The following is a 24738-nucleotide window of genomic DNA, read 5'->3' on the forward strand; positions in this document are numbered from 1 at the left end:
TCTCGCCGCGGGCGTCGACGGTGATCTTCTGGGAGAGGTCGCCCTTCGCCACCGCGGTCGCCACCTGGGCGATGTCACGGACCTGGGTGGTCAGATTGCCCGCCATGGCGTTGACCGAGTCGGTCAGGTCCGCCCAGGTGCCGGAGACCCCCGGGACCTCGGCCTGGCCGCCCAGCGTGCCCTCGGTGCCCACCTCGCGGGCCACGCGGGTGACTTCCGACGTGAACACGGAGAGCTGGTCGACCATGCCGTTGAAGACCGTGGCGATGTCCCCCAGCAGACCCTGTCCGTCGGACGGCAGCCGTGTGCCGAAGTCGCCGTCGCGCACGGCGGTCAGCCCGGCCAGCAACTGCAGTAGCTCCTGCTCGCCCGGCGCCTGTTCCCGGGCCTCCGTCGACGTGCTGGTCATGCGCACCCTCGTTCCGCTCCCCACGAGCCCCCGCACCGAGGACTCGGAACCGTGCCGGGCTCGTGAAGGGCCCGCTCACCAGCAACAATCCCGCACCCCACGGAGCTGCGCGATGAGAAATCCGATGAAGATTAACCCAGGTGCCGAGCAGCGACAAAAGGTTGACGGAAGCTTGGCGACATGACGAAAAAAGGAAGGGTGAGGGTGGCATGAGGGTGGCGAGGACGGGTACTCGGCCCGGTTTTCACTGCCCCGGCCGTGTCGCGAGGGCGTCCTCCGGGGTCGGGTGGAAGGGGATGACGGTGTCGAGGCCCACGAGCTGCAAGGTGCGCAGCACAGCGCCAGGCACCACCACGAGCCGCAGCCATCCGCCCGAGGCCCGGGCGGTCTGGAAAGCGGCGATCAGGGCGTTGACACCGCTGGAGTCCATGAACGTGACCCGGCTCAGATCGATGACGACCCGCCGGCCCACGGAGGCGTCCGCCGGAGCCAGGGCCCGTGTGAGGCCGCTCACGCTCTGGTGGTCGATCTCTCCGTCGAGGCCGAGGACGGTGATGCCGTCGACGTCGGTCCGGACCACGGACAATTCGCCGTGACCCGCTGCTTCCCGCTTCTCTGCCACTCGCGTCCTTCGCGCACTCGATGGGGTGTGCCACGTCCTTGGTGCCACCGCTGCCCCAAAAGTCCCGGCGCGATGCATGAGACGGCCCTCGGGTTCGTCCGCAGCACAGGAACAGCGCTGCACAGGAGTAAGGCATGAAACACGGGGTATCCGCGCGCTCATGAACGGGGTACTGGAGATGGTCGGCAGGGTGCGGGTCCTGCCTGAGGAGTGTTCGCGGATGCCGGAAGCCGCACCTGCCGAGGTGACCGTGGCCCTGGACGGAGCGGACGGCTGTATCGCCGACGCTCGGGCCCAGACATCGAAGTTCCTGACGCGGGTGCAGGGCGAGTACGGGCTGCCGGTGTCGGCCCGCACCATGGACCTGGGGCAGCTGGTGGTCAGCGAGCTGGTCACCAACGCGCTGAAATACGCGCCCGGGCCGGTGCTGCTGCATCTGCGCATCAACGACGGCATGCTGGAGATCGAGGTGTGGGACACCGATCCGACACTTCCGCTGGCCCGCGCCGCCGACGCGGGGCGGGTGGGCCAGCACGGTCTGGAGATCGTGATGGCGGTCGTCCAGGGAATCGAGGTGCGCCGAGAGCCGGTGGGAAAGTGCGTCACGGCCCGCCTCACGTTGTCCGACGATCCGATGTAGGGGTCGGCCGAGGGGCGGCGGGCCGTCGCCGGGGCGGCCAGAGCCGGCGGGAGTGACGTATGCCCGCCGGGGCGGTGCTCCGCGCCCTGGCGGGCGAGGACGGCGGGACGGTCCGGGTGCACAGCGCGCCCGGCCGCGGCACCAGGGTCACCGTCAGTCCATCCGTACCGCCCGGAGCGCGAGCCCGGCCGGCCGCCGTCCGCCGCCCGGCCGGGATCACGGCGGGCACGAGGGTGCGCGGCGTCCGAGGGCCGCCCCTCGGCGAAGGCGCCGCCCGCCCCACGCACGAGGAACGTCAGCCGGGACCGATGTCGTTCTCGGCGGCCGTCTTGATGCGGATGCCGAAGGCGGGGGCGTCCTTGCCGGCCGCGGCCAGCGCCAGGCCGACCAGCAGCCTGCCCACACCGTGGCCCTCTAGGACGTTGAAGACACTGACGCGAGTGCGGCCCTCGGCCAGGGACTCCAGGTCGTAGCCGCCCTCGCGCACGGTCACGCTGTTCTTGCTCGCCTCGGTCCAGCGGAGCCTCACCGGCGCTTGGAGTCCGGTGATGCGGAACTCCCGGGCGGTCTTCATACCGGCGTCCTTGACGGTGCTCCGGAAGACCGTGCCCACGGCGGTCGGGGTGTCCGGGATCCTCTCGATCTTCAGGACCCGGGGGCTGAACCGAGGATCGTTGCGCCCGTCGGCGAGGTAGGCGAACACCTCCTGCACCGGCCGGTCGACGTCCACCACCGCTTTGAACTCTCCGGACATGGGCACTCCTCATCGGTCGAGCCGCAATGGGTGCCCGCCGACCCTGTGGGAGGACCGGACATCACGCGAGACGAACGGTGACGGTGCATCCGGCCGACGGATCACGAGGGAAGTTCTCTGCACACACAGTCCGGGAGGTATCCGTGGCTCGTCGCCATCGTCTGATCCGTGTCAGTCCGAGTGCCGTGTGGGACGTCCTCGCCGACGGTCACCGCTATGCGGAGTGGGTCGTGGGAACCAGTTGGTCCGAGCCGGTCCGGGGGAAGTGGCCGCACCAGGACGCGGCGATCCGCTTCCAGGTCCGGCTCGGCCCGGTCCGACTGACCAACGAGACGGTCGTACGCCACTGCGAGGAAGGCGCCCGTCTGGAGCTGGAAGCCCACGCCGGTGTGCTGGGCACGGCCCGCATCGCGATCGAACTGCTGCCCTGGGGCGAGCACTGCCTGGTCATCGTGGACGAGCACCCCCTGCAGGGAGCCGGTGGCCGGCTGCACAACGTCGGCTTCGACGCGCTGATCCAGCTGCGCCACCGCACCATGCTCGCCCGACTGGCCAGGCTGTGCGAGAACCGGGACCGCGACGCCCTTCGTCCGGTGCCGATCCGGTCGGCGGTACCGGGCGCGGAGGGCGCCGGTCATGCCTGACGCGGTGGTGATCGGCGCCGGCCCCAACGGTCTGGTCGCCGCCAACGTGCTGGCGGACGCCGGGTGGAGCGTCGAGGTGCTGGAGGAGCAGCCGGAGCCGGGCGGCGCGGTGCGCCACGACCACGGGGTCGATCCGGCCTTCGTCAACGACCTCTTCAGCTCCTTCTACCCGCTCGCCGCCGCCTCCCCGGTGCTGGCCGCACTGCGCCTGGAGGACCACGGACTGCGCTGGAGCAACGCGCCGAGCGTGCTCGCCCACCCCCTCACCGACGGCAGCTGCGCCCTCCTGGACCGCGATCTCGACACCACCGCCGGGTCCCTGGACGCCTTCGCGCCGGGCGACGGGGACGCGTGGCGGCGGCTGCACGAGGTGTGGCTGACGGTGCGCCCCGACCTTCTGGACGCGCTGTTCACGCCCTTCCCGCCGGTCCGCGCGACGGCCCGCCTGGCGTGGCGGCTGCGGGCCGCGGGCGGTCTGCGGATGGCCCGGACCCTGGTCCTTCCGGTACGGCGGATGGGGGAGGAGGAGTTCCGCGGACAGGGCGGCCGGCTGCTGCTGGCGGGCAACGCCCTGCACGCCGACCTCGCCCCGGAATCGGCGGGCAGCGGCGGCTTCGGCTGGCTGATGGCCATGCTGGGCCAGACGTACGGCTTCCCCGTCCCCGTCGGAGGCTCCGGCGCCCTCACCCAGGCCCTGGTCCGTCGTCTGCAGGCCAGGGGCGGGCGGATCCGCTGCGGGCAGCGCGTCGAGGAGGTCGTCGTCCGCGGCGGCCGGGCCGTCGGCGTACGGACCGCGGCCGGCGACGCGGTGCCGGCCCGCCGGGCGGTGCTCGCCGACGTGTCGGTACCCGCCCTGTACGGGAGCCTCCTCGACCCCGAGCACCTGCCCGCGCAGCTCCTGGACGACCTGCACCGGTTCCAGTGGGACTTCTCCACGTTCAAGGTCGACTGGGCGCTCGACGGCCCGGTGCCCTGGCGGGCCGAGCAGGCGTCGCGGGCCGGCACCGTACACCTCGCCGACGGCGTCGACGAACTCACGCGGTTCGCCGCGCAGCTCGCCATGCGGCAGGTCCCGGACCGCCCCTTCCTGCTGTTCGGACAGATGACCACCGCCGACGCCACCCGCTCCCCGCAGGGCACGGAATCGGCCTGGGCCTACACCCACGTCCCCCAGGAGATCGGTGCCGACGCCGCCGACGAAGGCATCACCGGCCAGTGGGACACCAAGGACCAGGAGCTCATGGCCGACCGGGTCGAACGCCAGGTGGAACGGTTCGCGCCCGGCTTCCGCGCCCTGGTCCGCGCCCGCCGCATCCTGGCGCCCCCGACCCTCCAAGCGCTGGACGCCAATCTGGGCGGCGGCGCCATCAACGGGGGTACGACCGCACTCCACCAGCAGCTCGTGTTCCGACCCGTGCCCGGCACCGGACGTCCGGAGACGCCGGTCCCCGGGCTCTACCTGGCGTCCTCCGGCGCCCACCCGGGCGGCGGCGTGCACGGAGCACCGGGCGCCAACGCGGCACGGGCCGCCCTGCACCGCAACCGGCCCCCCGGCCTCGCCCGCGCCCAACGACTCCTGACCCACCGCGACCGCACGGGAAGCAAACGCTGACCCGCGGCGGGTCGCCGCGACGGCAGTTCCACCGCATTCCCTTGCCCCGGCTGAGCGGGTGTGTCGGTGCCTGGGGGCGAAACTGCCGGATGCGTCACCGCGTGGCGGTGCCGGGAGCGGTCCGGGTCAGGAGCGGTGTGCGCGGCGGGTGCCGTAGAGGGCGGCGGCGCCGAGGGCGATCACGGCGGCCGCGCCACCCGCTATCAGGCCGACCGGCGCGCTGGAACCGGTCTCGGCCAGCGGCGGGGTGCTGTCGCTGGGCGAGGGTGCCGGGGAGGTCGGGGGCGTCGACTCCAGCGGCGGGACGTCGGGCGTGGTGGGCGGGGTGCTGGAGGAGGGGGGCGGGGTGCTGGACGTGGCCGGCGGAGTCGTCTCGTCCGCGGGCGGTTGGCCGGCCGACGGGCTGCTCGGGCTCTCCGGCGTGGACGGGGGGGCCGGGGGAGTGGGGGAGTTCGGCTGCTCGGGGGTGCACGACTTGTCGCCGCCGTTCCACGCGGCGATCAGGTGGTAGGGCGTGACGACGTTGTCGGGCTGGTAGGGCGCGGGTCCGTGACCCTCTCCCGACCCGCCGTCGTAGATGACGTCGTCGCCGTACAGGTCGATCTGTCCGTAGCAGTCCGGCGTCTTCACCGTGAGCTTCTGCCAGGTCTGCTTGGCGTCGTCGGCGCCGGGAAGGTCCGCGGCACCGAGATAGACGGTGGCGTGGTCGACGAGGGTCTGGAGACCGGAGGTGGGCCAGTTGGGGCCCTCGGTGGTGTATTCGGCAAGCGAGACCGGGTACTTGCAGCCGTCGCCGACCGTCTGGCCGGGAGCCAGCCGCACCTCGACGGTGCCGGGGGCGGCGGACCACTGGTGGAAGCCGCCCTGCGAGGTCCAGTCGGCGTCGACCGGCTTTCCGGCGGCGTCGACGATGCGGTACTGCACCGTGGCGGACTGGCAGCCGCCCGCGGGTGTGGCGCTGGCGGCAGCCGCTCCGAAGAGGGGAGTGGCAGTGGCGAGGAAGGCGGTCGCGGCGACGGCGGCCGACGTTCTGGAGCGAGAAAGGCGCGTCAAGATAGGCCCTACCGGTTTTGAGAGTGTGGGAGGTGGCAGGACGCGAGCGGCCGCGGCAGGCGGGAAAGGGGACTGCAAGCCGTGGCGAGCCACGCGTGTCACTTCGCTCGCTTCAGTCGCAGCGAGCGAGCCGCATTCTTGTCGGTCTTCACAATTCCCGTCAATCTTTCACGAGTTCGGCACGCGACGGCGTCCTGGCTTGGGAGTTCTGCGCCGGTATTCGCAGGTCCTGCGGCCGGTTCGGTCAGTCCGTCGTCGGTGCGGGTCCTGACCGGCCCTGCCCCGAACTCAGCCCGTCCAGCAGGAGGTCGCCGAGCTCGGAGAAGGCGTCGCCGGCGGTCAGGCCGGTGCTCTCCAGAAGGACCCCGGACTGGACCGCGTCGATGGTCACCGCCACGACCTGGGCCGCGAAATGCCCGTTGAGTGCGCGGAAGACGCCGGTCCGGACGCCCTCTTCGATCAGTTGGTGGACCCGGTGCGCCGCGGCGGCGGAGTTCTTGCGGTAGATCTGCGCGGTCGGCTCGTAACCGACCATGTCGTCGTAGAAGGCGTGGGAATGGCGGCGCATGGCCGTGCCGACGCCGGCGAGGTAGACCCGGATGCGGTGCCGGGGGTCGGGCTCGGACTGGACGGCCTGTTCGATCTCGACCGTCGCGTCCCGGAAGAAGGCGCGGGTGACCGCGAGGACCAGTTGTTCCTTCGTGGAGGCGAGGCTGTACAGCGTCGCCTTGGAACACCCGAGCCGCTGGGCGAGCTCGTCCATGGTCACCGCGGTGAACCCCTCGGCCAGGATGATCGCCTCGGCCTGGCGCAGCAGTTCGTCCCGCCGACGGGTGTCGACGACCCGCTTGCGTGTCGTCCGGCGTGGTCGTCGGTCGCGCGAGTCAGTTTGGGCCGTCACCGCAGCATTCTCCCATGCGTGCGCCCGCCGGAAGCGGCGGGTGACCCCACCGCCACCGCGCCTACCGTCGAAGCGACGTCACCTGATCGAGGACCCGATGGAGATGCCGCCGTCCACGTCCAGGACGACGCCGGTGATGTAACCGGCGGCCTCACTGGCGAGGAAGGCCGCGGCTTCGGCGATGTCCTCGGGCCGGCCGGTGTGGCGCATGGGGATCTTGTTCGTGAGTTTGTCGCGGGCGGGGCCGTTCATGGAGGCGAGCATGGGGGTCTCGATGAGGCCGGGGGCAATCGCGTTGGCGGTGATGCCGTGGCGGGCGCCCTCCAGCGCGAGGGTGCGGGTCATGCCGACGATGCCCGCCTTGGCGGCCACGTAGTTGGTCTGGCCGAAGTTCCCGCGCCAGGACATGGAGGAGAAGCTGACGATGCGTCCGTAGCCCTGGCGTTTCATGGGCCCGAACGCGGCCCGGGCGCAGTGGAAGCCGCCGGTGAGGCTGACGTCGATGACCGCGTGCCAGTCGTCGTCGGTGATGTCCTCGACGCGGTTGTCGCGGATGATGCCGGCGTTGTTGACCAGCACGTCGAGGTGGCCCAGAGCGTCGGTGACCCCGGCGATCCAGTCGTTGACCTGGGCCGACCTCGTCACGTCCACCACGTCGGTGCGCAGTTCCGCGTCGTGGGCGTCGGTGATGGTCCTGGCGGCGTCGGTGAGGGCCTGTTCGTTGACGTCGGCCAGCGCGACCGTGGCGCCCTCCCCGGCGAACCGGGCCGCCATGGCGAGGCCGAGACCTTGTGCGGCCCCGGTGATGGCGACGACCCGTCCCTGGTAGCGCTTCACGTGTTGTCCGCTTTCGTGGTGGGGGGAGTGAGGAAGGCCCGCAGGGCGTCGGCCACCGAGCTTGCCGGCCAGTTGTCGGCGAAGGTGGCCAGCTCCTCGCGCAGGGCCTGCTCAGGGGCCATGCCGTCGATGCGGTGCAGCAGCGTCTTGAGCCGTTGCTGTGCGGGGCTGTGGCGGTCGGCCAACCGGTGGCAGAGGCGGGTGGCCGTGGCGTCGAGGTCGTCCTCGGGCACGATCGCCTGTATCCAGCCGGTGTGCGCGAAGGCGGTCGCGGGCAGCAGTTCGCCGGTGAGCAGGAGCCGGCGCGACAGGCCCCGCCCGACCGCGCCGGGCAGCCGGACGCTCGACCCCCCTGCCGGCACCAGGCGCCGGTTGAGGTGCCCGTCCCCGATGAGCGTGGTGTCGGCGGCGACGACGACATCGCAGGCCAGCGCCAGTTCGAGACCCCCGGCGACGGCGTGACCGTGCAGCACGGCGACCCATGGCTTCGGGCTGGCCGCGATACGGCTGAAGCAGGCCGACACGTCGGTCAGGAAGTCCACCGGGTTCTCGCCGCGGTCGTGCATCTGGAGGAACTGGTGGAAGTCCCCGCCCGCACAGAAGCTCCGTCCCCTGCCCGCCACCGCGATCACCGCCGTGCCGGGGTCGGCCTCCGCGCTGGTGATCTGTTTGTCCAGGGCCTCGATGAGGGTGACGTCCAGGGCGTTGCGCCGCTCGGGGCGGTTGAGCAGCAGCCATCGGACGGGGCCGCGTTGTTCGACGAGCAGTGGTTGCGTGCCGGTCACGGTGACTCCGGAGTGGCGAGTTCGGTCCGTCGGCGTCGGCGCAGCAGGTAGCGCTGCGTCTTGCCGCTCGGTGTCTTGGGCAGGGCGTCGATGAAGTGGATCCGGCGCGGGTAGGCGTGGGCGGCGTAGCGGGTCTTGACCAGCAGTTGGAGTTCGGCGGCCAGCTCCGGTGAGGCGTCGATCCCGTCGCGGAGGACGACGTACGCCTCGATGACCTCGCCGCGGACCTCGTCGGGGGCGCCGATGACACTGCATTCGGCGACCGCGGGGTGCTGGGCGAGGACGCTCTCGATCTCGAACGGCCCGATCCGGTAGCCGGCCATGATGATGACGTCGTCGTCGCGGGAGGAGAAGAAGAAGTCGCCGTCGGCGTCGACGCGCCCGGCGTCGCCGGTGAGGTACCAGCGGCCGTCCGCGGTGAACTTGGCGTCGGCCTGCCCGGGGATCTGGTAGTCGCGGAAGGTCATCAGCGGGCTGGCGGCGACGTCGATCGCGACCCGGCCGAGCACGCCCGGCTCGACGGGCTCGTCCTCCTCGTCGGCCAGGACGGTCAGGTTCCAGCCTGGCCCTGGCCGGCCCATGGACCCCGCCTTGAGGGGGCGGGCGAGTTCGGGGTGGTGGGGGTTGACCAGGGGCATGCCGACCTCGGTCTGGCCGAAGTGATCGTGCACGGCCAGGCCGAGCGTGGCCCCGGCCCACTCGTTGACCTCGGGAGTCAGGGGCTCACCCGCGCTGGACAGCCGCTGCAGTCGCAGGTTCTGCGGCACGGGCGCCGACGAGGAGCGCAGTCCCCGGTACACGGTGGGGGCCGCGCTGAAGTCGGTCACCTGGTGGTCGACGAGCGTGCGCCAGGTCGCCTCCGGGGAGAACCCGCCGGACAGCAGCAGACTGGGGATGCCGGCGGCCATCGGGGCGACGATGGCCGCGTACAGCCCGTAGGCCCAGCCGGGGTCGGCGGCGCACCAGTAACTGCTGCCCCGGCTGACTCCCAGGCCGTACTCCAGGTAGACCTGCCATCCGGCGACGTAGGAGACGGGGTGGACGACCCCCTTGGGCTTGCCGGTGGTGCCGGAGGTGAACATGTGCACCAGGGGTCCGTCCCCGCTGGTGGTGACGGCGGGTACCGGCTCGGGTGCGGCGGCCGCGACGAGGTTGCCGAGCGACGCGTCGCCGTGGGAGGCCGCGGTTCCGGTGACGACGACGCGGCGTCGAGGGTCGTCCGGCATGTCGGGCCCCGGGTCGAGCTTGTGGCGCTGGTCCGGGTCGACGACCACCACGTGCGCCCCCGCACCCTCCAGACGCAGGGCGATGGCCTGGGGCGCGAACGCGGTGAACAGCGGGACATAGACCGCGCCCAGCCGCCAGATCGCGAGGAGGACGGTGACCAGGTCGGTGCTCTTGCCCATCAGGGTCGCCACCCGGTCGCCCGGACCGACGCCGAGCCCCTGCAGCGCCCGTGCGCAGCGGTGGGAGTCCGCGGCGAGAGCACCGAAGGTCAGCGCCGAAGCCTTGCCGTCGCCGTCGACCACGGTGAACGCGACGTTCTCGGGGGCGTGCCGGTCGCACAGCAGCCAGGGCACATTCAGGGAAGGAGCCGTGAAGGTCGCGGCGAGTTCGGCGACCCGGTCGGCGGCGCTCACTGCTGGTCCTCGCGGTCGGGCCGGTCGATGACGGGCAGGACCAGGCGGCTGGGGTGGTTCGGGCCGTGGTGGATGTGGTTGACCGCGGGAATCATCTGCTCCTCGCTCTCGCGGGCGATGACGCCGCCGGTGTTGGTGTTGCGGTCGTAGCGCGGGAAGTTGCTGCTGGACACGTCCACGCGGATGCGGTGACCGGGAAGGAACACGTTGGAGGTGGCGGTCATGTCGACGGTGATCTCGTAGACCGTGCCGGGCTCCATGAGTTCTTCGGTGGCGAGGCCGCCCCGGTAGCGGGTGCGCAGGATCCCGTCGCACAGGTTGATCGCCTTGCCGTCGGGGAACACGTCGACGAGCTTGGCGGTGAAGTCGGTGTCCACCGCCGACGAGGAGACGAACAGGGTCAGGCTGACCGGGCCGGTGACCTCCACGGCCTCCTCGAGTACCGGGCCGGCGAAGCACAGCACGTCCTCGCGGCCGGCGACCGTCCGCTGGTCGACCGGGCCGCAGAACCCCGGTGTCGTCGGCATGGACGCCCCGCCGGCCGAGGGAACCGGGCGGCGCGGGTCGTACAGGTAGGTCTCGTGCCCGGCGGTGGTCGGCGGTTCGGTCGTCAGGACCCCGTCGCCGTCCGCCGTGTTGGCGTGGCCGGTGCTGGTGAGGTGGAAGTCGGTCCACCTCGTGTCGGGCAGCGGCCACTCCTGCTCGTCGCGCCACTGGTCGATGCCCATCACGAAGATCTTCACCGGGGCCACGTCGTCCAGAGCGGTGGTGTCGCCGCGGAGCCAGCGGTCGAAGAACTTCAGCTGCAGGGCACCGAGGCCCGCCATCTGGGCACTGGCCAGCGGACCGAAGGAGCGGTCGCGGTACACGCCGGTAGGAGAGGGGTTGTGATCCCACGGACCGATGATCAGCCGTTGCCCCTCGCGTGCCTGCGCACTGCCTGCCTGTCGGCGGGCGGTGGTGTAGGTGCGCACGGTCTGTCCGATGTAGAGGTCGTACCAGCCGCCGATGTTCAGGGCCGGGACGGTGACGTTCTTGAGCTCGGGCGTGAGCTCCATGGCGTCCCAGTACCCGTCGTGGGAGGGGTGGGCCATCCAGTCGTCCCACCACTTGCCGTACTCCGCCAGGACCGGAACCTCGCCCGTCGGCAGCACGTCGTTGAGAGGCTCGGGGTACAGCGCCGCCTGAGCGAGCTGCTGCAGCTGGGACACGGAGCCCTTGCCGGCCGCCAGGGACCGCTGCGCGTCGGCCATGTACATCAGGGCGTTCCACATCGTGACCAGGCTCAGTGACATCGCGCCGCCCGCGGAGAACCAGGGCGACTCGTAGTTGTCGATCGAGGTGAGGGCGGGCGCGATCGCCTTGAGGGCGGGAGCACCGGTCACCGCGGTCTCCCACTGGACCATCCCCAGGTAGGAGGCCCCGAACATGCCCACCGTGCCGTCCGACCACGGCTGGTCGGCGATCCAGACGACGGTGTCCTCGCCGTCGGCCCGGTCAGCCATGTGAGGAACGAACTCGCCTTCCGAGCGGTGCGTGCCCCGGCAGTCCTGCACCACCAGCGCGTAGCCGGCCTCCAACAGAGCCCCCAGGTCGGGCATGGAGCCGTGACCGAGGGCCAACACGTCCTTGCCGTACGGCATGCGCACGAGCAGCGTCGGCGCCTGGCCCTGGGCCGGATGCCACACGTTGGCGGCGAGCGCGACGCCGTCACGCATCGGGACCCGGACGTCTATCTCGTACAGGTGCTGCATCGGTACTCCTCGTCGAGCCGACGGCGTTGTTCAGGATGTGGGTACGTTAGGCAGTACTTTCGTACCCTGTCAATTACCCTGACGTGAGCCCTGACGTGAGCCCTGGCCGGGGCCGACAGGGGTAGACATCGGGGGGATCGGCCCGCCTGCGGAGGAGATGAACCGGTGAGAATCGTCGTGACGGGTGCGTCCGGGTTCCTCGGACGACTGCTGGCCGGTGCGCTGGCGCGGGCGGGGGTCTTCGGCGGGGAGCCGGTCAGCCGTCTGGTGCTGGTCGACCGGCTGTCCCGCGCCAGCGCGGCACAGGGTGACGAGGTGCCCGTCCAGGTGGTGCACGGAGAACTGCCCGAGCACCTGGACACGGTGTTCGCCGAGCCGGTGGACGTGCTGTTCCATCTCGCCGCCGCGGTGTCGGCCGAGTGCGAGGCAGACTTCGACCTCGGGATGCGCGCCAACGTGGACGTCACGCGCGCTCTGCTGGAGGCGACCCGGGCGCAGTCCCGCTCGGGCGGGCCGGTGACGCGGATGCTGTTCGCCAGCAGTGTCGCCGTCTACGGCTCCCACCCGGCCCTGCCTCTGCCGGCGGCGGTCAGCGAGACGACGGTGCCGGTACCGCGATCTAGTTACGGCACCCAGAAGCTGATCTGCGAACAGCTCATCGCGGACTGCACCCGACGCGGCTTCGTCGACGGGCGTGTCGTGCGGCTGATGACGGTGGCGGTACGTCCGGGCAGGCCCAACGCGGCCGCCTCCGGATTCCTGTCCGGCATCGTCCGTGAGCCACTTGCGGGGCTACCCGCCGTCTGCCCGGTCGATCCCGCGCTGAAAGTGGCGCTCTCCTCGCCCCGGCGCACCATCGAGGGCATCCTCCGGGTCGCCGAGGCCGAACGCGGCACCGGGCCGGGCCACTTGGAGGGCCCGCTACCGGTGAATCTGCCCGCCCTGACCGTTTCGGTCGCCGACATGCTGGCGACCCTGCGACAGGTGGCCGGTGACACGGTTGCCGACCGGGTCACCCTCGCTCCCGACCCCGCGGTCGAGTCGATCGTCGGCTCATGGCCGGCCGTGTTCGACCACCGGCGCGCCGCCGCACTGGGACTCGGCCCCGACCCGAGCTTCCTGTCGGTGCTCCGGGACTACCTCGCCGATCACCCCGGCGCGGTCACCGCCCCGTTCGACTGAAGTCCGTCAGCAGTCCGTCAGCAGTCCGTCAGCAGTCCGTCAGCCGGGGAAGCGCCCCGTGGAGCGCAGCAGCCAGCGGCGTTCGGCGTAGGCCAAGTCGTCACGCCACAGCCGCCCGGCACCCGCCGTCATCAAGCGGCGCAGGACCGGGGCAGCCGAGCGGGCCACGGCGAAGCCGGGACGCGCGGAGGAGGCCACGACCGCTTCGACGACGGCGGTGCGGGGCCGGCCCAGCTCGTCCGGGCCGAGCGGGGTCACGTGGGTCTCGACCACGGAGCCCAGACCCTCGCCCTCGGTGATGCGCATGAGGACTGTCCGTGGCTCGGGCGTGGTGAACCTGGCCCGCACCGGCACGACGAACCGCCCGGCGACCTTGAAGGACACGTCCACGGTGAACCCGTCCTCGACCGCCCCCTCGGCGCCGGGCGTGCCGACCACGGTCAGATCGACGAAGGAGTACGGGTGGAACCAGGCCCCGTGCCACGGGTCCAGCCGGTTGGCCAGGACATCCTCGGGCTCGCAGATCCCCACCCCGGCATAGACGGCGGCGACGGAGCGCGACAACCGCGGCCGGGGCGCAACGACCGGTGCCCGTGTCGGCGGTTCACCGCCGACCTGGTCCAGACGCACCCAGACCAGCACTCCGTCGTCGTGCACGGGCAGCGGCTCCCAGCCGGCGAACGGCCCGCCGTCCAGGGCGAGTCCGTGCCAGTGGCAGACGAGGGTCCCGCAGCGCACCGGGCTGTCGGCGAGCGGTGCCCCCAGGTGCGGGCAGATGCCGGGACCCGCCGCGAGCCGCCCGTCGGCGGTGCGCCACACCACCACCTCCTGCCCGGCCACCGTCGCGGACAGCGGCCGGTCTGCGCGTACGTCCCGGGCGGCACCGACGACGTACCAGTTGCCGGACGAGCGGGCCTGGGCCCGCTTCAGTGCCTCGGCGATCACGCCGGGCCGGGCCTGCCGCCACGTCGGCTGCTGCTTCTCCCAGCGCACCGGGCGGCGCCGCAGGGCGAGCGGGAAGCGGGCACGGTCTGCAGGTCGCCGGGCTTTCATGCGATCCTCCGCAAGGGTGAGGGAGTGTCGGCCGCCGTGCCCGGTACGGGTGCAGCCCGGTCGCCGGCCCTCCTGTGCCGCAGCCGTGCGGCGACCACCCGGACCAGGCCGTCGAGGGCCACGACGGCGCGGCGGCGTCCCGGGACCACCGCACGGCGCTGCACCGAGCGGTACCCGTCCGCGGCGACCGCGTCCAGGATTCCGCCGTACAGGACGAAGGCGGTGCGGATGCACGGGCGGGAGACCGGGTCGAGCATGGCCGGGCCCGGGGCGGCCGCACGGTAGAGCTCACGGGTCAGCCGCTCGAACTCCCGCAGGGCGGCGGTGATCCGGTGGTCGGGCCGTCCGGTGTCCCGGCTCCAGCGCAGCAGGTGCCGGTCGACGCCGTGGGCGGCCAGCAGGTCGGCTGGCAGATAGACGCGGCCTCGGTCGAGGTCCTCGCCCACGTCCCGCAGGAAGTTGGTCAGCTGGAACGCCACGCCCAGGGCCGCCGCGTGCGGTGCCGCCTCCTCGCGCGGGACGACCGTGCCGAGCACCGGCAGCATCTGCAGACCGATCACCTCCGCCGAACCGTAGGTGTAGGCGCGCAGGTCGGTGTAGGTGGCATAGGCCGTGGTGTCGAGGTCGGCGCGCATCGCCGTCATGAAGTCGGTGAAGTGGCGGTGGTCGATGTCGTAGCGCAGCGCGGTGTCGGCCAGGGCGCGGACGACCGGTTCGGCGCTGTCGCCCGTGCTCAGTCCTTTTTCCAACTGGTGCTGCAGGCGGGTCAGTTGCTCTGCTCGCTCGGCGGGTGTGGTCGTGGCGTCGAGCGTGTCGACGATGTCGTCGGCCCAGCGGGCGAACCCGTACAGCGCGTGCACGGCCGGTCGGCGTGTCGGCGGCAGCAGACGGGTGGCGAGGAAGTACGTCCTGCCGTGCCGTGCGTTGAGCTGCCTGCATCGGGTGTACGCCTGCCGCAGGACCGGATCGGTGACGCCTGCCGCGTCGAGTTCACGGGACGTCATACGGGCCTCCGTTCGCGCGTTGCACGTACTGCGGGGAGGGCACGGCCGGTGATGCGTGCGGCGGCGAGCTTGCCCGACAGCAGGACGGTCGGCACGCCGACGCCTGGGGTGGTGCCGCAGCCGGCGAGAACGGCGTTGACCGTGCCGCGCACCAGGTTGCGCGGGCGGAACGGACCGGTCTGCGCGAAGGTGTGGGCGGCGGAGAAGGGCGAGCCGGCCGCATGGCCCTGGGCCTGCCAGTCGGCCGGAGTGACCAGGCACTCCTCGTCGATGGCGGCGGCGAGGCCGTCCAGGCCCCGCCGTTCCAGTTCCGTGAGCAGACTGTCGCGGTAGCGCGGCCCCAGTTCGCCCCAGGCGGCCGGGCCGGGGCCGAGCGCGGTGTTCGGGCAGGGCGCCAGGATGTAGTGCAGATGGTGGCCGGGCGGGGCCAGGCCCGGATCGGTGGCGGTCGGACGCGTGATGAGCAGGGACGGATCGCTCATCAGGCGGCCGGTCTCGGTGAGTTCGGAGAACGTCTGCCGCCAGGCCGCCCCGAAGGAGAGGGTGTGGTGGGCCAGCCAGGGCCAGGTGCGGTCCGTGCCGGCGTGCAGGATCACGGCGGACGGCGAGAACCGCAGCCCTACCGGCCGTTTCGGGGCGCGGCCCAGCAGCCGGTAGGTGACGGGAAGGTCGGGAGTGAGGACGACGGCGTCGCAGGCGATACGGCCGGTGTCGGTGACCACGGCGGTGATCCGTTCCCCGGAGCGTTCCAGGCGCGTGACCGCCTCCCCGAAGCGCAGGTCGGCCCCCGCGTCCGCGGCGGCGGCCGCCATCGCCCGGGGCAGGGCGTGCATGCCGCCGCGCGGGAACCAGACGCCCGCCACCGTGTCCATGTAGGCGATGACGGCGTACGCGGCCAGGGCGCGTTCCGGGGCCACCCCCGCGTACAGGGACTGGAAGGAGAAGACGCGCCGCAGCCGCTCGTCGTGCAGGAAGCGTCCGATGCGCGCGTCCAGACGCCCGAACCCGCCGAGCGCGGCCAGGCGTGCGAGGTCGGGATGGAGCAGGCGCAGGGGCGAGTCGAAGTCGGCGTCGATGAAGCGCCGCATCTGCACCCGGTACAGCCGCTCCAGCCAGGCGCGCAACCGCCGGTATCCGGCGGCCTCGCGGGCCCCGGCGAAGCGCTCGATCTCCGCCTCCATCGCCTCCGCGCCGGTGTGGACGTCCAGGGTGCTGCCGTCGGCGAACCGGGCCCGGTAGGCCGGGTGCAACGGCACCAGTTCGATCCGGGCGCGCAGGCTGTCGCCGACGGCGGCGAACGCCTCGTCCGCCAGGTGGGGCATCGTCAGCACCGTGGGTCCGGTGTCGAAGTGGTAGCCGCCGCGGACGATCCGCCCGGCACGCCCACCGGGTGACGCGTCGCGTTCCACCACGGTCACCCGGCGTCCCGCCCCGAGCAGGTGCAGGGCGGCCGCCAGTCCGGACAGGCCGGCGCCGACGACCACCACATGGTCGGTGCGCCCGGGCACGGTACGAGTCATCGGTCGGCCCCTTCGCCGGTCGCCGGGTTCAGGGAGAGGGGGACCACCTCGGAGGCCGCGGTGTCGGCCACGCCGCCCGCGGAGCGCAGGAGCCCCCGCAACCGCCTCGCGGGTCCGGGTTCGAGTGAGGCCGCGTCCAGGTGGCGCAGTCCCTGGGCGACCAGCCCGCGGATCTTCTCCTCGACGGTGTCGCGCGCGCCCGTGGACACGAACACATGGAGCACAGCGGCGAGTTCGGCGTCGGAGGCGTCCGTACGGCCGAGTGTGTCGCGCAGCAGGTCCTGGGCACGTCGGTCACCCGAGGCCTCGGCTCGCGCCTGCGCGACGGCGGCGAGGTAGGTGGGTTTGCCGCTGCGGATGTCGCCGCCCCGGGGCTTGCCGGTGTCGCGCGGATCCGCGAAGGCGTCGAGGAGGTCGTCGCGCAGTTGGAAGGCCAGCCCGACGCGGCGGCCCGCCGACGACAGGGCCCGGGTGGCGGCGGGGCCGGCGTCGGCCAGGGCCGCCCCGAGCGCGAGCGGGCGTTCCACGGAGTACCGGGCGCTCTTGAGGCAGGCGGCGCGGATCGCCCGGGCCCCGGAACGCGCCGAGGTGGCCTCGCCCTGCACGTCCAGGTACTGCCCGGCCACCATCTCCGTGCGCAGGGCGCTCCACAGCTCCCGGACCCGTCGCGCGGCGGAGCGCGGCATCTCGGTGTCCGCCACCACGTCGTCCGCCCAGGCCAGGGCCAGGTCACCGGCGAGGATCGCAGCTGCCTCCCCGAGGCGCCCAGCGCGCCCCGGGGCACACGCACCGGCGTACTGGGCCGCCACGTCGACATGCAGGGCGGGCTGTCCGCGGCGCAGCCGCGCGCCGTCCATCACGTCGTCATGGACCAGGGCACAGGTCTGGAGGAGCTCCAGGGCGGCACCGATCCGCAGCGCGGCCTGCGCCTGCCAGGGCTCGCCGCCGCCGCAGGCCCGCAGCGCCCACCACACGAAATGGGCACGGCCGAGTTTGCCGCCGCTCCGCGTGAAACGGGCGACCCGCGCGGCCAGGTCCTCCCCGAAGAGCGGATCCACGGCCTCGGCCGCGGCCACGTGATGCTCGAGCAGATCGCCGAGGACCGCGCGCACGGCGTGCGGCACGTCCGCGTCCACAGCACGCGGGTCGTCGCCGTACGCCGGAGGTGTCTCGGGCGGGGAGGCGCGCTGGTGATCACCTCGGCCGTGGCCCGTCTCCGCGGCCGTCCGGTGGGCCGGAGCGGGGGAGACCTGCTCGGCGGTCGCCGGTGCGCACGGACTCCGGTCCGCGCGGTGGTCCTTTGCCACGGTGGAGCTCATGCCGGTTCCCCTCGGGATTCTCGTGTTCGGAGCTGGCGTCGTCATGACCGGTTCGCCTCGGATGGCGGAGACGGATGCGGGGCGGAACGGGAAGGCATGGAAGGGACCGGGTCCCACGCGGGTGCGTGTTCCCCTCGCCGGCTCGATTCGATGCGAAGTCGATGCAAGTTGCCCCATACGCGTGGAATCCGCACGGTGGAAGGGCCTCGGTCGCTCTCGACGACCACCAGGCCCAGCGGAGGAGTGACGATGACGACCGCACAGCGAACCGGCCGGGACATCGACGAGCGCGAGCTCGTGGACGGGTTTCGCACAGGGGACGAGGCATGCCTCGCGGCCGTGCACCACCGGTGGGGCCCCCTCGTCCACGCCCTCGCCCGGCGCTCCCTGGGGGATGCGAGGGAGGCGGAGGATGTCACCCAGCTGGTGTTCCTCGCCGCGTGGCGGGGCCGGGCCGGATTCGCGCCGGACCGCGGGACCCTGCCCGGCTGGCTCACGGGCATCGCCCGCCGGAAGATCGCCGACGCGCTCGCCGCCCGCACCCGGCGCAACGAACTCGTCGCCGCCGTAGGCGCCCAGTTGCTGCTGCGGGCCCACGACGAGGCCGTGCTGCCGGAGACCGCCCTCGACCGTGTCCTGCTCGCCGACGAGATGTCACAGCTGCCGGCACCGCAGCGCCGGGTGCTCAACCTCGCCTTCTACGACGACCTCACCCAGACCCAGATCGCCGAGCTCACCGGCTGGCCGCTGGGAACGGTCAAGAGCCACGCCCGACGGGGGCTGCGGCGCCTCGCGGGGCGGCTCCGCACGGACGATCCCGTCGAGTGCGCGGCGTGACATCGACGCGGAATCGATCCACATCGTCACCGTGGGAAAAGGTGACACAGCAGGTGACATAGCCAGGTGACATCCGCATCCGGACGGGTATCGCGACCGGAATATCACCACACGGCGGCACGGCGAGGGCGCGGAGGGGAGTGAGCGGCCATGGACGAGGCGGACGTCGCCATCATCGGAGCAGGAGCCGCGGGCCTGTCCCTGGCCCACCGCCTCTCGCACCCCGCCCCCGGCGCGCGGCGCCTGTCCGTCGTCCTCGTGGACGCCCCACCAGGACCGCTGCGCCCGCCCCGGCGCACCTGGTGCTTCTGGGAGACCGGCCGCGGACCCTACGACGCCGCGGTCACCAGGTCGTGGCAGCGGCTGTGCGTGCACCCGCCCACGGGGGAGCCGATCGAGCACGACATCTCCCCGCTGCGCTACAAGATGATCCACTCGGACGATTTCGAGTCCCTGATCGAGCACGAGCTCGCCCGCAGCGGACAGGTGCGACGCGTCGAGGCCACGGTCGAGAGCGTCGAGGGACTCCCGCAGGGTGCGCGGATCGACACCCGTACGGCGGACGGGCGCCCCGAATCCCTGCAGGCCCGCTGGGTGTTCGACTCCCGGCCGCTGGGCAGCGTCCCCGCGGCCCGGACGACGCTGCTCCAGCACTTCCACGGCTGGTTCGTCCGCACCGGCCGTCCGGTCTTCGACCCGGCCCGCGTCGAGTTCATGGACCTGCGCACGTCCCAGCCCGCGGAAGGCCTCTCCTTCGGCTACGTGCTGCCCACCCGCCCGGACCAGGCCCTGGTGGAGTACACCGAGTTCTCGTCGGCCGTCCTGTCCGCGGACGCGTACGACAAGGCCCTGGACCACTACACCGGCACCGTGCTCGGGCTGCGGGACTTCGAGGTGACCGGCACCGAGACCGGCGTCATCCCGATGACCGACGCCAGGTTCGCACGGCAGACGGGCCCGTCGGTCTTCCGTATCGGAGCGGCGGGCGGAGCCACCCGGCCCTCGACCGGCTACACCTTCGCCGGCGTGCAGCGGCAGACCGCGGCCGTCGCGGCAGCCCTGCTCCGAGGCCGGCGGCCCCTGCCCCCGCTGCCGCACTCGCCCCGCTCCCGCGCCATGGACGCGGTCCTGCTGCACGCCCTCGACAGCGGCCTGGTCGACGGCGCGGACTTCTTCGCACGCCTGTTCACAAGGATCCCCATGACCCGGCTCCTGCGCTTCCTCGACGGCGGAACCCGACCGCACGAAGAACTCGCCATCGGTCTGCGCACCCCCGTCCTGCCCATGCTGCGAGCCGCCGCGCAAGTGCCCCGGCTGCCCCGACGCCCCTTCCCCAGACCCTGACCCGCGGTGCGGCCCGCCGCTCCCCGACTTCGACTCCGCGACCGACCCGCCCCAGGAGGCAGCGTGACCGTGCTGCGTGACGCGGACCTGGCCGCCGCATTCGACCACGCGGCGCACAGGTACGACACACTCGTGGCCGCCAACCCCGGCTATCACGCCCAGCTGCGCCGCTCGGCCCGCCGGCTCGGCCTGCCCCACCGGGGCACCCGGCTGCGCGTGCTGGACCTCGGCTGCGGGACCGGAGCCTCCACCGCCGCGCTCGCCCGCGTGCTGCCCGACGCCGACATCACGGCGGTGGACGCCTCCGCCGGGATGCTGGACCGTGCCATGGCCAAGCCGTGGCACGGCAAGGTCAGGTTCGTGTGCGCGCCGGCGGAGGCGCTCGCCGAGGCGGGCGTGGACGGACCCTTCGACGCGGTGTTCGCCGCCTACCTCTTCCGCAACGTCGCGGACCCCGACGCCGTGCTGGACACCGTCCACGACCTGCTGGCCCCGCACGGCCGGCTCGCCGTGCACGAGTACACCCTCAGCGGCCGCCCGCTCGACCGGGCCGTCTGGACGGCCGTGTGCCGCGGCCTGGTGCTGCCCGTCGCCACCGCCCTCGGCGACGGCGACCTGTACCGCCATCTGTGGCGCAGCGTCGTCGAGTTCGACACGGTCGACCGTTTCACGGACCGCGTGCGAGCGCGGGGGTTCGACCGCGTACGGGCCCTGCCCCTGCCCGGCTGGCAGACCGGCATCACCCACACCGTCGTCGCCCGCCGCGCCGCCCCGTCCGCCGGGAGCGGCCGGTGACCGCCGCCACGGCGGGCCCCGCCCGCCCCGGACGGGACCGGCACGCCGTCCTCCTGCCCCCGCCGCCCGGAGCGACCCGGGTCGGCGGGCAGCCGCGCAGTACCGCCGTCGTCGGCGGCGGCATCGCCGGCCTCGCCGCCGCCACGGCGCTTGCCGAACGCGGCGTCGACGTCACGCTCTACGAACGCGAGGCCTACCTGGGCGGGCGTGTCGGCGGCTGGAGCACCGACCTGTACGACGGGACCACCGCGACCATGAGCCGCGGCTTCCACGCCTTCTTCCGCCAGTACTACAACCTGCGCAGCCTGCTCAGCCGTACCGGTAACCCTCCGGGCCGCCTCACCGGCCTCCCCGACTACCCGCTGCGGCACCGCGACGGACTGCGGGACAGCTTCCGCAGAGTGCCGCGCACCCCGCCACTGAGCGCCCTGGGCTTCGTGGCGCTGAGCCCCTCCTTCCGCTGGCGGGACATGGCGCGCATGAGCCCCGCACGGGCCCTTCCCCTGCTGGACGTCCGCGTCCCCGACGTCTACGCCGAACTGGACGCCGTCAGCGCCCACGACTTCCTCGCGTCCCTGCGCTTCCCGGCGGCCGCACGCCACCTGGCCTTCGAGGTCTTCTCCCGCAGCTTCTTCGCCGACCCCCGCGACCTCTCGGCCGCCGAGATGGTCCTGATGTTCCACATCTACTTCCTCGGCAGCTCCGAGGGACTTCTCTTCGACGTGCCCGACGACCCCTTCCCGACCGCCCTGTGGGACCCCCTCGCCAAACACCTCGCTCACCACGGCGCCGACCTGCGCCTGTCCACCCCAGTCGAGAACGTCTCGCCCACCGCGGACGGCGCCTTCACCGTCGCCACGGACCGCGAGGAGAGGCGGTACGACACCGTCGTCCTGGCCCTCGACACCGCGGGCCTGCGCTCCCTGGTCGGCCGCTCACCCGGGCTCGCCGACGCCGCCTGGCGTGAACGCGTCGGCCGGCTCCGCACCGCCCCGCCCTTCCTCGTCTCCCGGCTCTGGCTCGACCGCCCCGTCGACGCCGGCCGGCCCGGATTCCTCGGCACGGCCGGATACGACTCGCTGGACAACGTCAGCGTCCTGGAGCGCTGGGAGCAGGAGGCCGCACGCTGGTCCGCCCGCACCGGCGGTTCCGTGGTCGAACTCCACGGCTACGCGCTGCCGCAGAACGCCGACCCCGACGCGCAGGCCCGGCACCTGATCACACAGCTGCGGAACGTCTACCCCGAGACCCGCGAGGCGCGCGTCCTCGACGCACGGCACGAGTGGCGGCAGGACTGCCCCCTGTTCCCCGTCGGCGGATACACCGACCGCCCCGCCGTACGCACCCCGCAGCCCGGCCTGATGCTCGCGGGCGACCTGGTGCGTACGGACCTGCCCGTCGCCCTGATGGAACGCGCCGCCACCAGCGGATTCCTCGCCGCCAACGCCATCCTGCAATCGTGGGCGGTACGAGGCCACCCCCTGTGGACGGTGCCCAACGGCGGCCGCAACCGCCTGCTTCGACGGCTCGGCCGGGGCGGTGGAGGGGGCGTCACGGCGCGCGTCGGCGACTTGAGAGACTGATGGGTATGGACATCCTCAGCAGAAACCATGTGACCGTCACCGGCAACGCGCAAGGGCCGACGGTGGTGCTGGCACATGGCTTCGGCTGCGACCAGAACATGTGGCGGCTGACCGTGCCCGCCCTGGCCGACGACTATCGCGTGGTGCTGTTCGACTACGTGGGGGCGGGCCGCTCGGACGCGACCGCGTTCTCGGCGGACCGGTATGCCTCTCTGGACGGGTACGCCCGGGACGTCGTCGAGGTGTGCGAAGCGCTCGACCTGCGCGACGCGGTGTTCGTGGGCCACTCCGTCAGCGCGATGATCGGCGTACTGGCGGCCGGCTTGGCTCCGGAGCGGATCGGCGCGCTGGTGATGGTCGCGCCGTCCCCGCGGTACATCGACGACGAGGGCTACCGGGGCGGGTTCAGCGCCGAGGACATCGACGAACTGCTGGCGTCCCTGGAAGCGAACTATCTCGGCTGGTCGGCCGCCATGGCCCCGCTGATCATGGGCAACGCCGACCGGCCGGAGCTGGGCGACGAGCTCAAGAACAGCTTCTGCGCCACCGACCCGGACATGGCACGCGTCTTCGCCCGGACCACGTTCCTCTCGGACTCCAGGGACGACCTGAAGAACGTGAGCGTGCCGACGCTGGTGCTGGAATGCACCCAGGACGTGATCGCCCCCCGTGAGGTCGGCGCCTTCGTCCACGAGACGATTCCCGGCTCGACCCTGGTCACGCTCGACGCCACCGGCCACTGTCCGCACCTGTCCGCCCCCGAGGCCACCAACCGGGCGATCGTCGGCTTCCTCGCGAGCCTGTGATGATGTGCCGAGCCGGCCGGCAGCCCGACCCCCAGGACGCCGACCGCGACGACACCGCGGACGCGGTGTTCGCCGCACTGCTGGAGGACAGCGCCGAGGACCTCTACGAGGACGCCCCCTGTGGATACCTCTCCACGCTGATGGACGGTACCGTCGCGAAGATCAACGGCACCCTGCTGGACTGGCTCGGCCTGGAGCGGGAGGCCGTCGTGGGCCGGATGCGGTTCACCGACCTGCTGACCGTCGGCGGCAAGCTGTATCACGAGACGCACTTCGCGCCACTGCTGCGGATGCAGGGCGAGATCAGCGGAATAGCCCTGGAGATGAAACAGCCCGGCGGCGGCCGGATCCCCGTGCTGGCGTCGTCCGTCATCAAGAACGGCACCACCGGGCAGCCCCTGCTGATCCGCACCACCGTCTTCGACGCCCGGGACCGCCGCGCCTACGAAGAGGAACTCCTGCGCCGCCGTGAAGCGGCCGAGGAAGCACGCCGGCAGGCGGAGGCCGACCGCGCCCGACTGCAGGAGGCGCTCGCCGTACTCCAGCAGTCGCTGCTCCCGGACACCCTGCCGCCGGTACCCGGTGTGCAGACGGCCGCCCACTACCACACGGCCTCACCCGACCGGCTGGGCGGCGACTTCTACGACGTCTTCCCCCTCGACGGCAAGCGCTTCGGGTTCTTCCTCGGCGATGTGTGCGGCAAGGGACCCCAGGCCGCCGCACTCACCTCGCTGACCCGCTACACCCTGCGCGCCGCGGCACTGCACGACCCCGAGCCCGTCTCCGCCCTGAGCATCCTCAACACGGTGCTCCACGAGCGGTACGCAGGCAGCGGCGACCCCCGCTACTGCACCGCCGTCTTCGGCACCCTCGAACCCGATCCGGAGACCGGGCAACTGGCCGTCCACCTCGCCGCGGGCGGTCACCCACCGGTCATCGTCCTGCGCGCGGACGGCACGGCCGACTTCCTGCCCACTCCCGGCGGCCTTCTCGTCGGCATCCTGCCCTCCGCGCGCTTCGCCGACGCCAGGACCGTGCTCGGCCCCGGCGACACGCTTCTTCTCTACACGGACGGCCTGACCGAAGCCCGCACCGGCCAGGACCGCACCGCTCTCTACGGCGACGAGGCGCTGCTCGCCTTCGTCACCGGGCACGCGGGCAAGTCACCGCACGCCCTCGTCCAGGCCCTGACCGGACTTCTGGACAGTTTCGGCGACGGCCTCGACGACGACACCGCCCTGCTCGCGATCGGTGTCCCCGCCTCCGACCCTCGGACGAGAAACGAACGATGAGCCCGCTGAAAATCACCACCCGAGACGCCGCGACCGGCCCCGTTCTGAAGCTTTTCGGTGAACTCGACTACGCCAACGTCGCCGAACTGCGCGCGGTCCTCGACGAGCTCTCCCTCCAGCCGGGCCAGTGCCTGGTCCTGGACATGAGCGGACTGGAGTTCTGCGACTCCAGCGGCATCACCGCTCTGATCGCCGCGCGCAGCAGCGCACAGGCCGTCCAGGCGGACGTCGCCCTGGCGGCCGTACCGCCGCACACCCTGCGCGTGCTGCGCATCGTCGGCCTCGATCAGATCTTCACCATCCACCCCGACGACGCGAGCGGCGCTCGAACCTGAGCCGATCGGCCGGCCCG

24 protein-coding genes are annotated in these 24738 nt (G+C 72.4%); 11 read left to right on the forward strand and 13 right to left on the reverse strand.

The annotated features are described in order from the left end of the window. Both ACFVYN_RS24445 and ACFVYN_RS24450 read right to left on the reverse strand, forming a co-directional pair. Positions 1-409: HAMP domain-containing protein (locus ACFVYN_RS24445; RefSeq protein ID WP_390001812.1), on the reverse strand; the 409-nt coding region annotated here is incomplete at its 3' end. 244 nt (positions 410-653) lie between these two features. After that, positions 654-1031, reverse strand: coding sequence for an STAS domain-containing protein (locus ACFVYN_RS24450; RefSeq protein ID WP_390001813.1), 378 nt, complete (start codon positions 1029-1031; stop codon positions 654-656). A 160-nt stretch (positions 1032-1191) separates the two neighbouring features. Between ACFVYN_RS24450 and ACFVYN_RS24455 the strand changes: the two genes are divergently transcribed. After that, complete coding sequence (locus tag ACFVYN_RS24455; RefSeq protein WP_390001814.1) at positions 1192-1671, forward strand: ATP-binding protein; 480 nt, start codon at positions 1192-1194, stop codon at positions 1669-1671. Positions 1672-1966: 295 nt separating this feature from the next. Here ACFVYN_RS24455 and ACFVYN_RS24460 read toward each other — a convergent pair whose 3' ends face one another. Then, a complete protein-coding gene (locus ACFVYN_RS24460) occupies positions 1967-2425 on the reverse strand; it encodes an SRPBCC family protein (RefSeq protein WP_390001816.1) in 459 nt (152 codons plus the stop codon). A 143-nt stretch (positions 2426-2568) separates the two neighbouring features. Between ACFVYN_RS24460 and ACFVYN_RS24465 the strand changes: the two genes are divergently transcribed. Together ACFVYN_RS24465 and ACFVYN_RS24470 are read left to right on the forward strand one after the other, a co-directional pair. Then, entirely contained in the window at positions 2569-3069 is a 501-nt protein-coding gene (locus tag ACFVYN_RS24465) for an SRPBCC family protein (protein WP_390001818.1), read from the forward strand. Beyond that, positions 3062-4681, forward strand: coding sequence for a phytoene desaturase family protein (locus ACFVYN_RS24470; RefSeq protein WP_390001820.1), 1620 nt, complete (start codon positions 3062-3064; stop codon positions 4679-4681). The genes ACFVYN_RS24465 and ACFVYN_RS24470 overlap by 8 nt, the downstream gene beginning before the upstream one ends. Positions 4682-4807: 126 nt before the next feature. Here ACFVYN_RS24470 and ACFVYN_RS24475 read toward each other — a convergent pair whose 3' ends face one another. From ACFVYN_RS24475 to ACFVYN_RS24500, 6 genes are all read right to left on the reverse strand, one after another. Beyond that, positions 4808-5734, reverse strand: coding sequence for a hypothetical protein (locus ACFVYN_RS24475; RefSeq protein WP_390001822.1), 927 nt, complete (start codon positions 5732-5734; stop codon positions 4808-4810). Between the two features lie 244 nt (positions 5735-5978). Next, positions 5979-6635 (reverse strand): TetR/AcrR family transcriptional regulator, encoded by a 657-nt coding sequence (locus tag ACFVYN_RS24480; protein WP_390001824.1) that lies wholly within the window; start codon positions 6633-6635, stop codon positions 5979-5981. A gap of 78 nt (positions 6636-6713) precedes the next feature. After that, complete coding sequence (locus ACFVYN_RS24485; protein WP_390001826.1) at positions 6714-7472, reverse strand: SDR family oxidoreductase; 759 nt, start codon at positions 7470-7472, stop codon at positions 6714-6716. Continuing rightward, positions 7469-8257 (reverse strand): enoyl-CoA hydratase/isomerase family protein, encoded by a 789-nt coding sequence (locus ACFVYN_RS24490; RefSeq protein ID WP_390001828.1) that lies wholly within the window; start codon positions 8255-8257, stop codon positions 7469-7471. Before ACFVYN_RS24490 ends, ACFVYN_RS24485 begins: the two co-directional genes overlap by 4 nt. Continuing rightward, positions 8254-9897, reverse strand: a complete 1644-nt coding sequence (locus tag ACFVYN_RS24495) for an AMP-binding protein (protein WP_390001830.1) — start codon at positions 9895-9897, stop codon at positions 8254-8256. Before ACFVYN_RS24495 ends, ACFVYN_RS24490 begins: the two co-directional genes overlap by 4 nt. Further along, the gene (locus ACFVYN_RS24500; protein WP_390001832.1) at positions 9894-11651 is read right to left on the reverse strand and encodes a CocE/NonD family hydrolase; all 1758 of its coding nucleotides are present in this window, start codon (positions 11649-11651) and stop codon (positions 9894-9896) included. The genes ACFVYN_RS24495 and ACFVYN_RS24500 overlap by 4 nt, the downstream gene beginning before the upstream one ends. A 165-nt stretch (positions 11652-11816) precedes the next feature. Here ACFVYN_RS24500 and denD point away from each other — a divergent pair, with 165 nt between their 5' ends. Continuing rightward, positions 11817-12833 carry a D-erythronate dehydrogenase gene (gene denD / locus ACFVYN_RS24505; protein ID WP_390001834.1) on the forward strand — a complete coding sequence of 339 codons (1017 nt, stop codon included), beginning with the start codon at positions 11817-11819 and terminating at the stop codon, positions 12831-12833. A gap of 39 nt (positions 12834-12872) precedes the next feature. Here the strand turns inward: denD and ACFVYN_RS24510 are convergent, their stop codons facing one another. Genes ACFVYN_RS24510 through ACFVYN_RS24525 form a run of 4 tightly spaced genes read right to left on the reverse strand, consistent with a single transcriptional unit; the run spans position 12873 to position 17729 of the window. Beyond that, positions 12873-13886, reverse strand: a complete 1014-nt coding sequence (locus tag ACFVYN_RS24510) for a DUF5914 domain-containing protein (protein WP_390001836.1) — start codon at positions 13884-13886, stop codon at positions 12873-12875. After that, complete coding sequence (locus tag ACFVYN_RS24515) at positions 13883-14890, reverse strand: phytoene/squalene synthase family protein (RefSeq protein ID WP_390001838.1); 1008 nt, start codon at positions 14888-14890, stop codon at positions 13883-13885. Before ACFVYN_RS24515 ends, ACFVYN_RS24510 begins: the two co-directional genes overlap by 4 nt. Next, the gene (gene crtI, locus ACFVYN_RS24520) at positions 14887-16410 is read right to left on the reverse strand and encodes a phytoene desaturase family protein (protein ID WP_390001840.1); all 1524 of its coding nucleotides are present in this window, start codon (positions 16408-16410) and stop codon (positions 14887-14889) included. Before crtI ends, ACFVYN_RS24515 begins: the two co-directional genes overlap by 4 nt. Beyond that, entirely contained in the window at positions 16407-17729 is a 1323-nt protein-coding gene (locus ACFVYN_RS24525; RefSeq protein ID WP_390001842.1) for a polyprenyl synthetase family protein, read from the reverse strand. The genes crtI and ACFVYN_RS24525 overlap by 4 nt, the downstream gene beginning before the upstream one ends. Positions 17730-17978: 249 nt before the next feature. On the opposite strand from ACFVYN_RS24525, the gene ACFVYN_RS24530 reads away from it, so the two are divergent. The 7 genes from ACFVYN_RS24530 to ACFVYN_RS24560 all read left to right on the forward strand — a co-directional run bounded on the left by ACFVYN_RS24530 (position 17979) and on the right by ACFVYN_RS24560 (position 24721). Beyond that, positions 17979-18566, forward strand: a complete 588-nt coding sequence (locus ACFVYN_RS24530) for an RNA polymerase sigma factor (RefSeq protein ID WP_390001844.1) — start codon at positions 17979-17981, stop codon at positions 18564-18566. Between the two features lie 150 nt (positions 18567-18716). After that, positions 18717-19910 (forward strand): lycopene cyclase family protein, encoded by a 1194-nt coding sequence (locus tag ACFVYN_RS24535; protein WP_390001846.1) that lies wholly within the window; start codon positions 18717-18719, stop codon positions 19908-19910. 63 nt (positions 19911-19973) lie between these two features. Next, positions 19974-20705: a methyltransferase domain-containing protein gene (locus tag ACFVYN_RS24540; protein ID WP_390001848.1), complete on the forward strand. Its 732-nt coding sequence runs from the start codon at positions 19974-19976 to the stop codon at positions 20703-20705. Then, complete coding sequence (locus ACFVYN_RS24545; RefSeq protein WP_390001850.1) at positions 20702-22288, forward strand: FAD-dependent oxidoreductase; 1587 nt, start codon at positions 20702-20704, stop codon at positions 22286-22288. The genes ACFVYN_RS24540 and ACFVYN_RS24545 overlap by 4 nt, the downstream gene beginning before the upstream one ends. Positions 22289-22293: 5 nt before the next feature. Further along, on the forward strand, positions 22294-23094 hold the full coding sequence (locus tag ACFVYN_RS24550) for an alpha/beta fold hydrolase (protein ID WP_390001852.1): 801 nt from the start codon (positions 22294-22296) through the stop codon (positions 23092-23094). 2 nt (positions 23095-23096) lie between these two features. Then, positions 23097-24386, forward strand: coding sequence for a PP2C family protein-serine/threonine phosphatase (locus tag ACFVYN_RS24555; RefSeq protein ID WP_390001854.1), 1290 nt, complete (start codon positions 23097-23099; stop codon positions 24384-24386). Beyond that, on the forward strand, positions 24383-24721 hold the full coding sequence (locus ACFVYN_RS24560; protein ID WP_390001856.1) for an STAS domain-containing protein: 339 nt from the start codon (positions 24383-24385) through the stop codon (positions 24719-24721). Before ACFVYN_RS24555 ends, ACFVYN_RS24560 begins: the two co-directional genes overlap by 4 nt. The last annotated feature ends 17 nt before the right edge of the window (positions 24722-24738 follow it).

The organism is Streptomyces sp. NPDC058307 (assembly GCF_042880295.1).
In the GTDB taxonomy this organism is placed as follows: domain Bacteria; phylum Actinomycetota; class Actinomycetes; order Streptomycetales; family Streptomycetaceae; genus Streptomyces.

Coding starts and splice junctions, on each gene's coding strand:
- ACFVYN_RS24455 (WP_390001814.1), top strand. CDS start 1,192: ATGAACGGGGTACTGGAGATGGTCGGCAGGGTGCGGGTCCTGCCTGAG.
- ACFVYN_RS24460 (WP_390001816.1), bottom strand. CDS start 2,425: ATGTCCGGAGAGTTCAAAGCGGTGGTGGACGTCGACCGGCCGGTGCAG.
- ACFVYN_RS24470 (WP_390001820.1), top strand. CDS start 3,062: ATGCCTGACGCGGTGGTGATCGGCGCCGGCCCCAACGGTCTGGTCGCC.
- ACFVYN_RS24500 (WP_390001832.1), bottom strand. CDS start 11,651: ATGCAGCACCTGTACGAGATAGACGTCCGGGTCCCGATGCGTGACGGC.
- ACFVYN_RS24510 (WP_390001836.1), bottom strand. CDS start 13,886: ATGAAAGCCCGGCGACCTGCAGACCGTGCCCGCTTCCCGCTCGCCCTG.
- ACFVYN_RS24515 (WP_390001838.1), bottom strand. CDS start 14,890: ATGACGTCCCGTGAACTCGACGCGGCAGGCGTCACCGATCCGGTCCTG.
- crtI (WP_390001840.1), bottom strand. CDS start 16,410: ATGACTCGTACCGTGCCCGGGCGCACCGACCATGTGGTGGTCGTCGGC.
- ACFVYN_RS24525 (WP_390001842.1), bottom strand. CDS start 17,729: ATGAGCTCCACCGTGGCAAAGGACCACCGCGCGGACCGGAGTCCGTGC.
- ACFVYN_RS24530 (WP_390001844.1), top strand. CDS start 17,979: ATGACGACCGCACAGCGAACCGGCCGGGACATCGACGAGCGCGAGCTC.
- ACFVYN_RS24535 (WP_390001846.1), top strand. CDS start 18,717: ATGGACGAGGCGGACGTCGCCATCATCGGAGCAGGAGCCGCGGGCCTG.
- ACFVYN_RS24550 (WP_390001852.1), top strand. CDS start 22,294: ATGGACATCCTCAGCAGAAACCATGTGACCGTCACCGGCAACGCGCAA.
- ACFVYN_RS24555 (WP_390001854.1), top strand. CDS start 23,097: ATGTGCCGAGCCGGCCGGCAGCCCGACCCCCAGGACGCCGACCGCGAC.
- ACFVYN_RS24560 (WP_390001856.1), top strand. CDS start 24,383: ATGAGCCCGCTGAAAATCACCACCCGAGACGCCGCGACCGGCCCCGTT.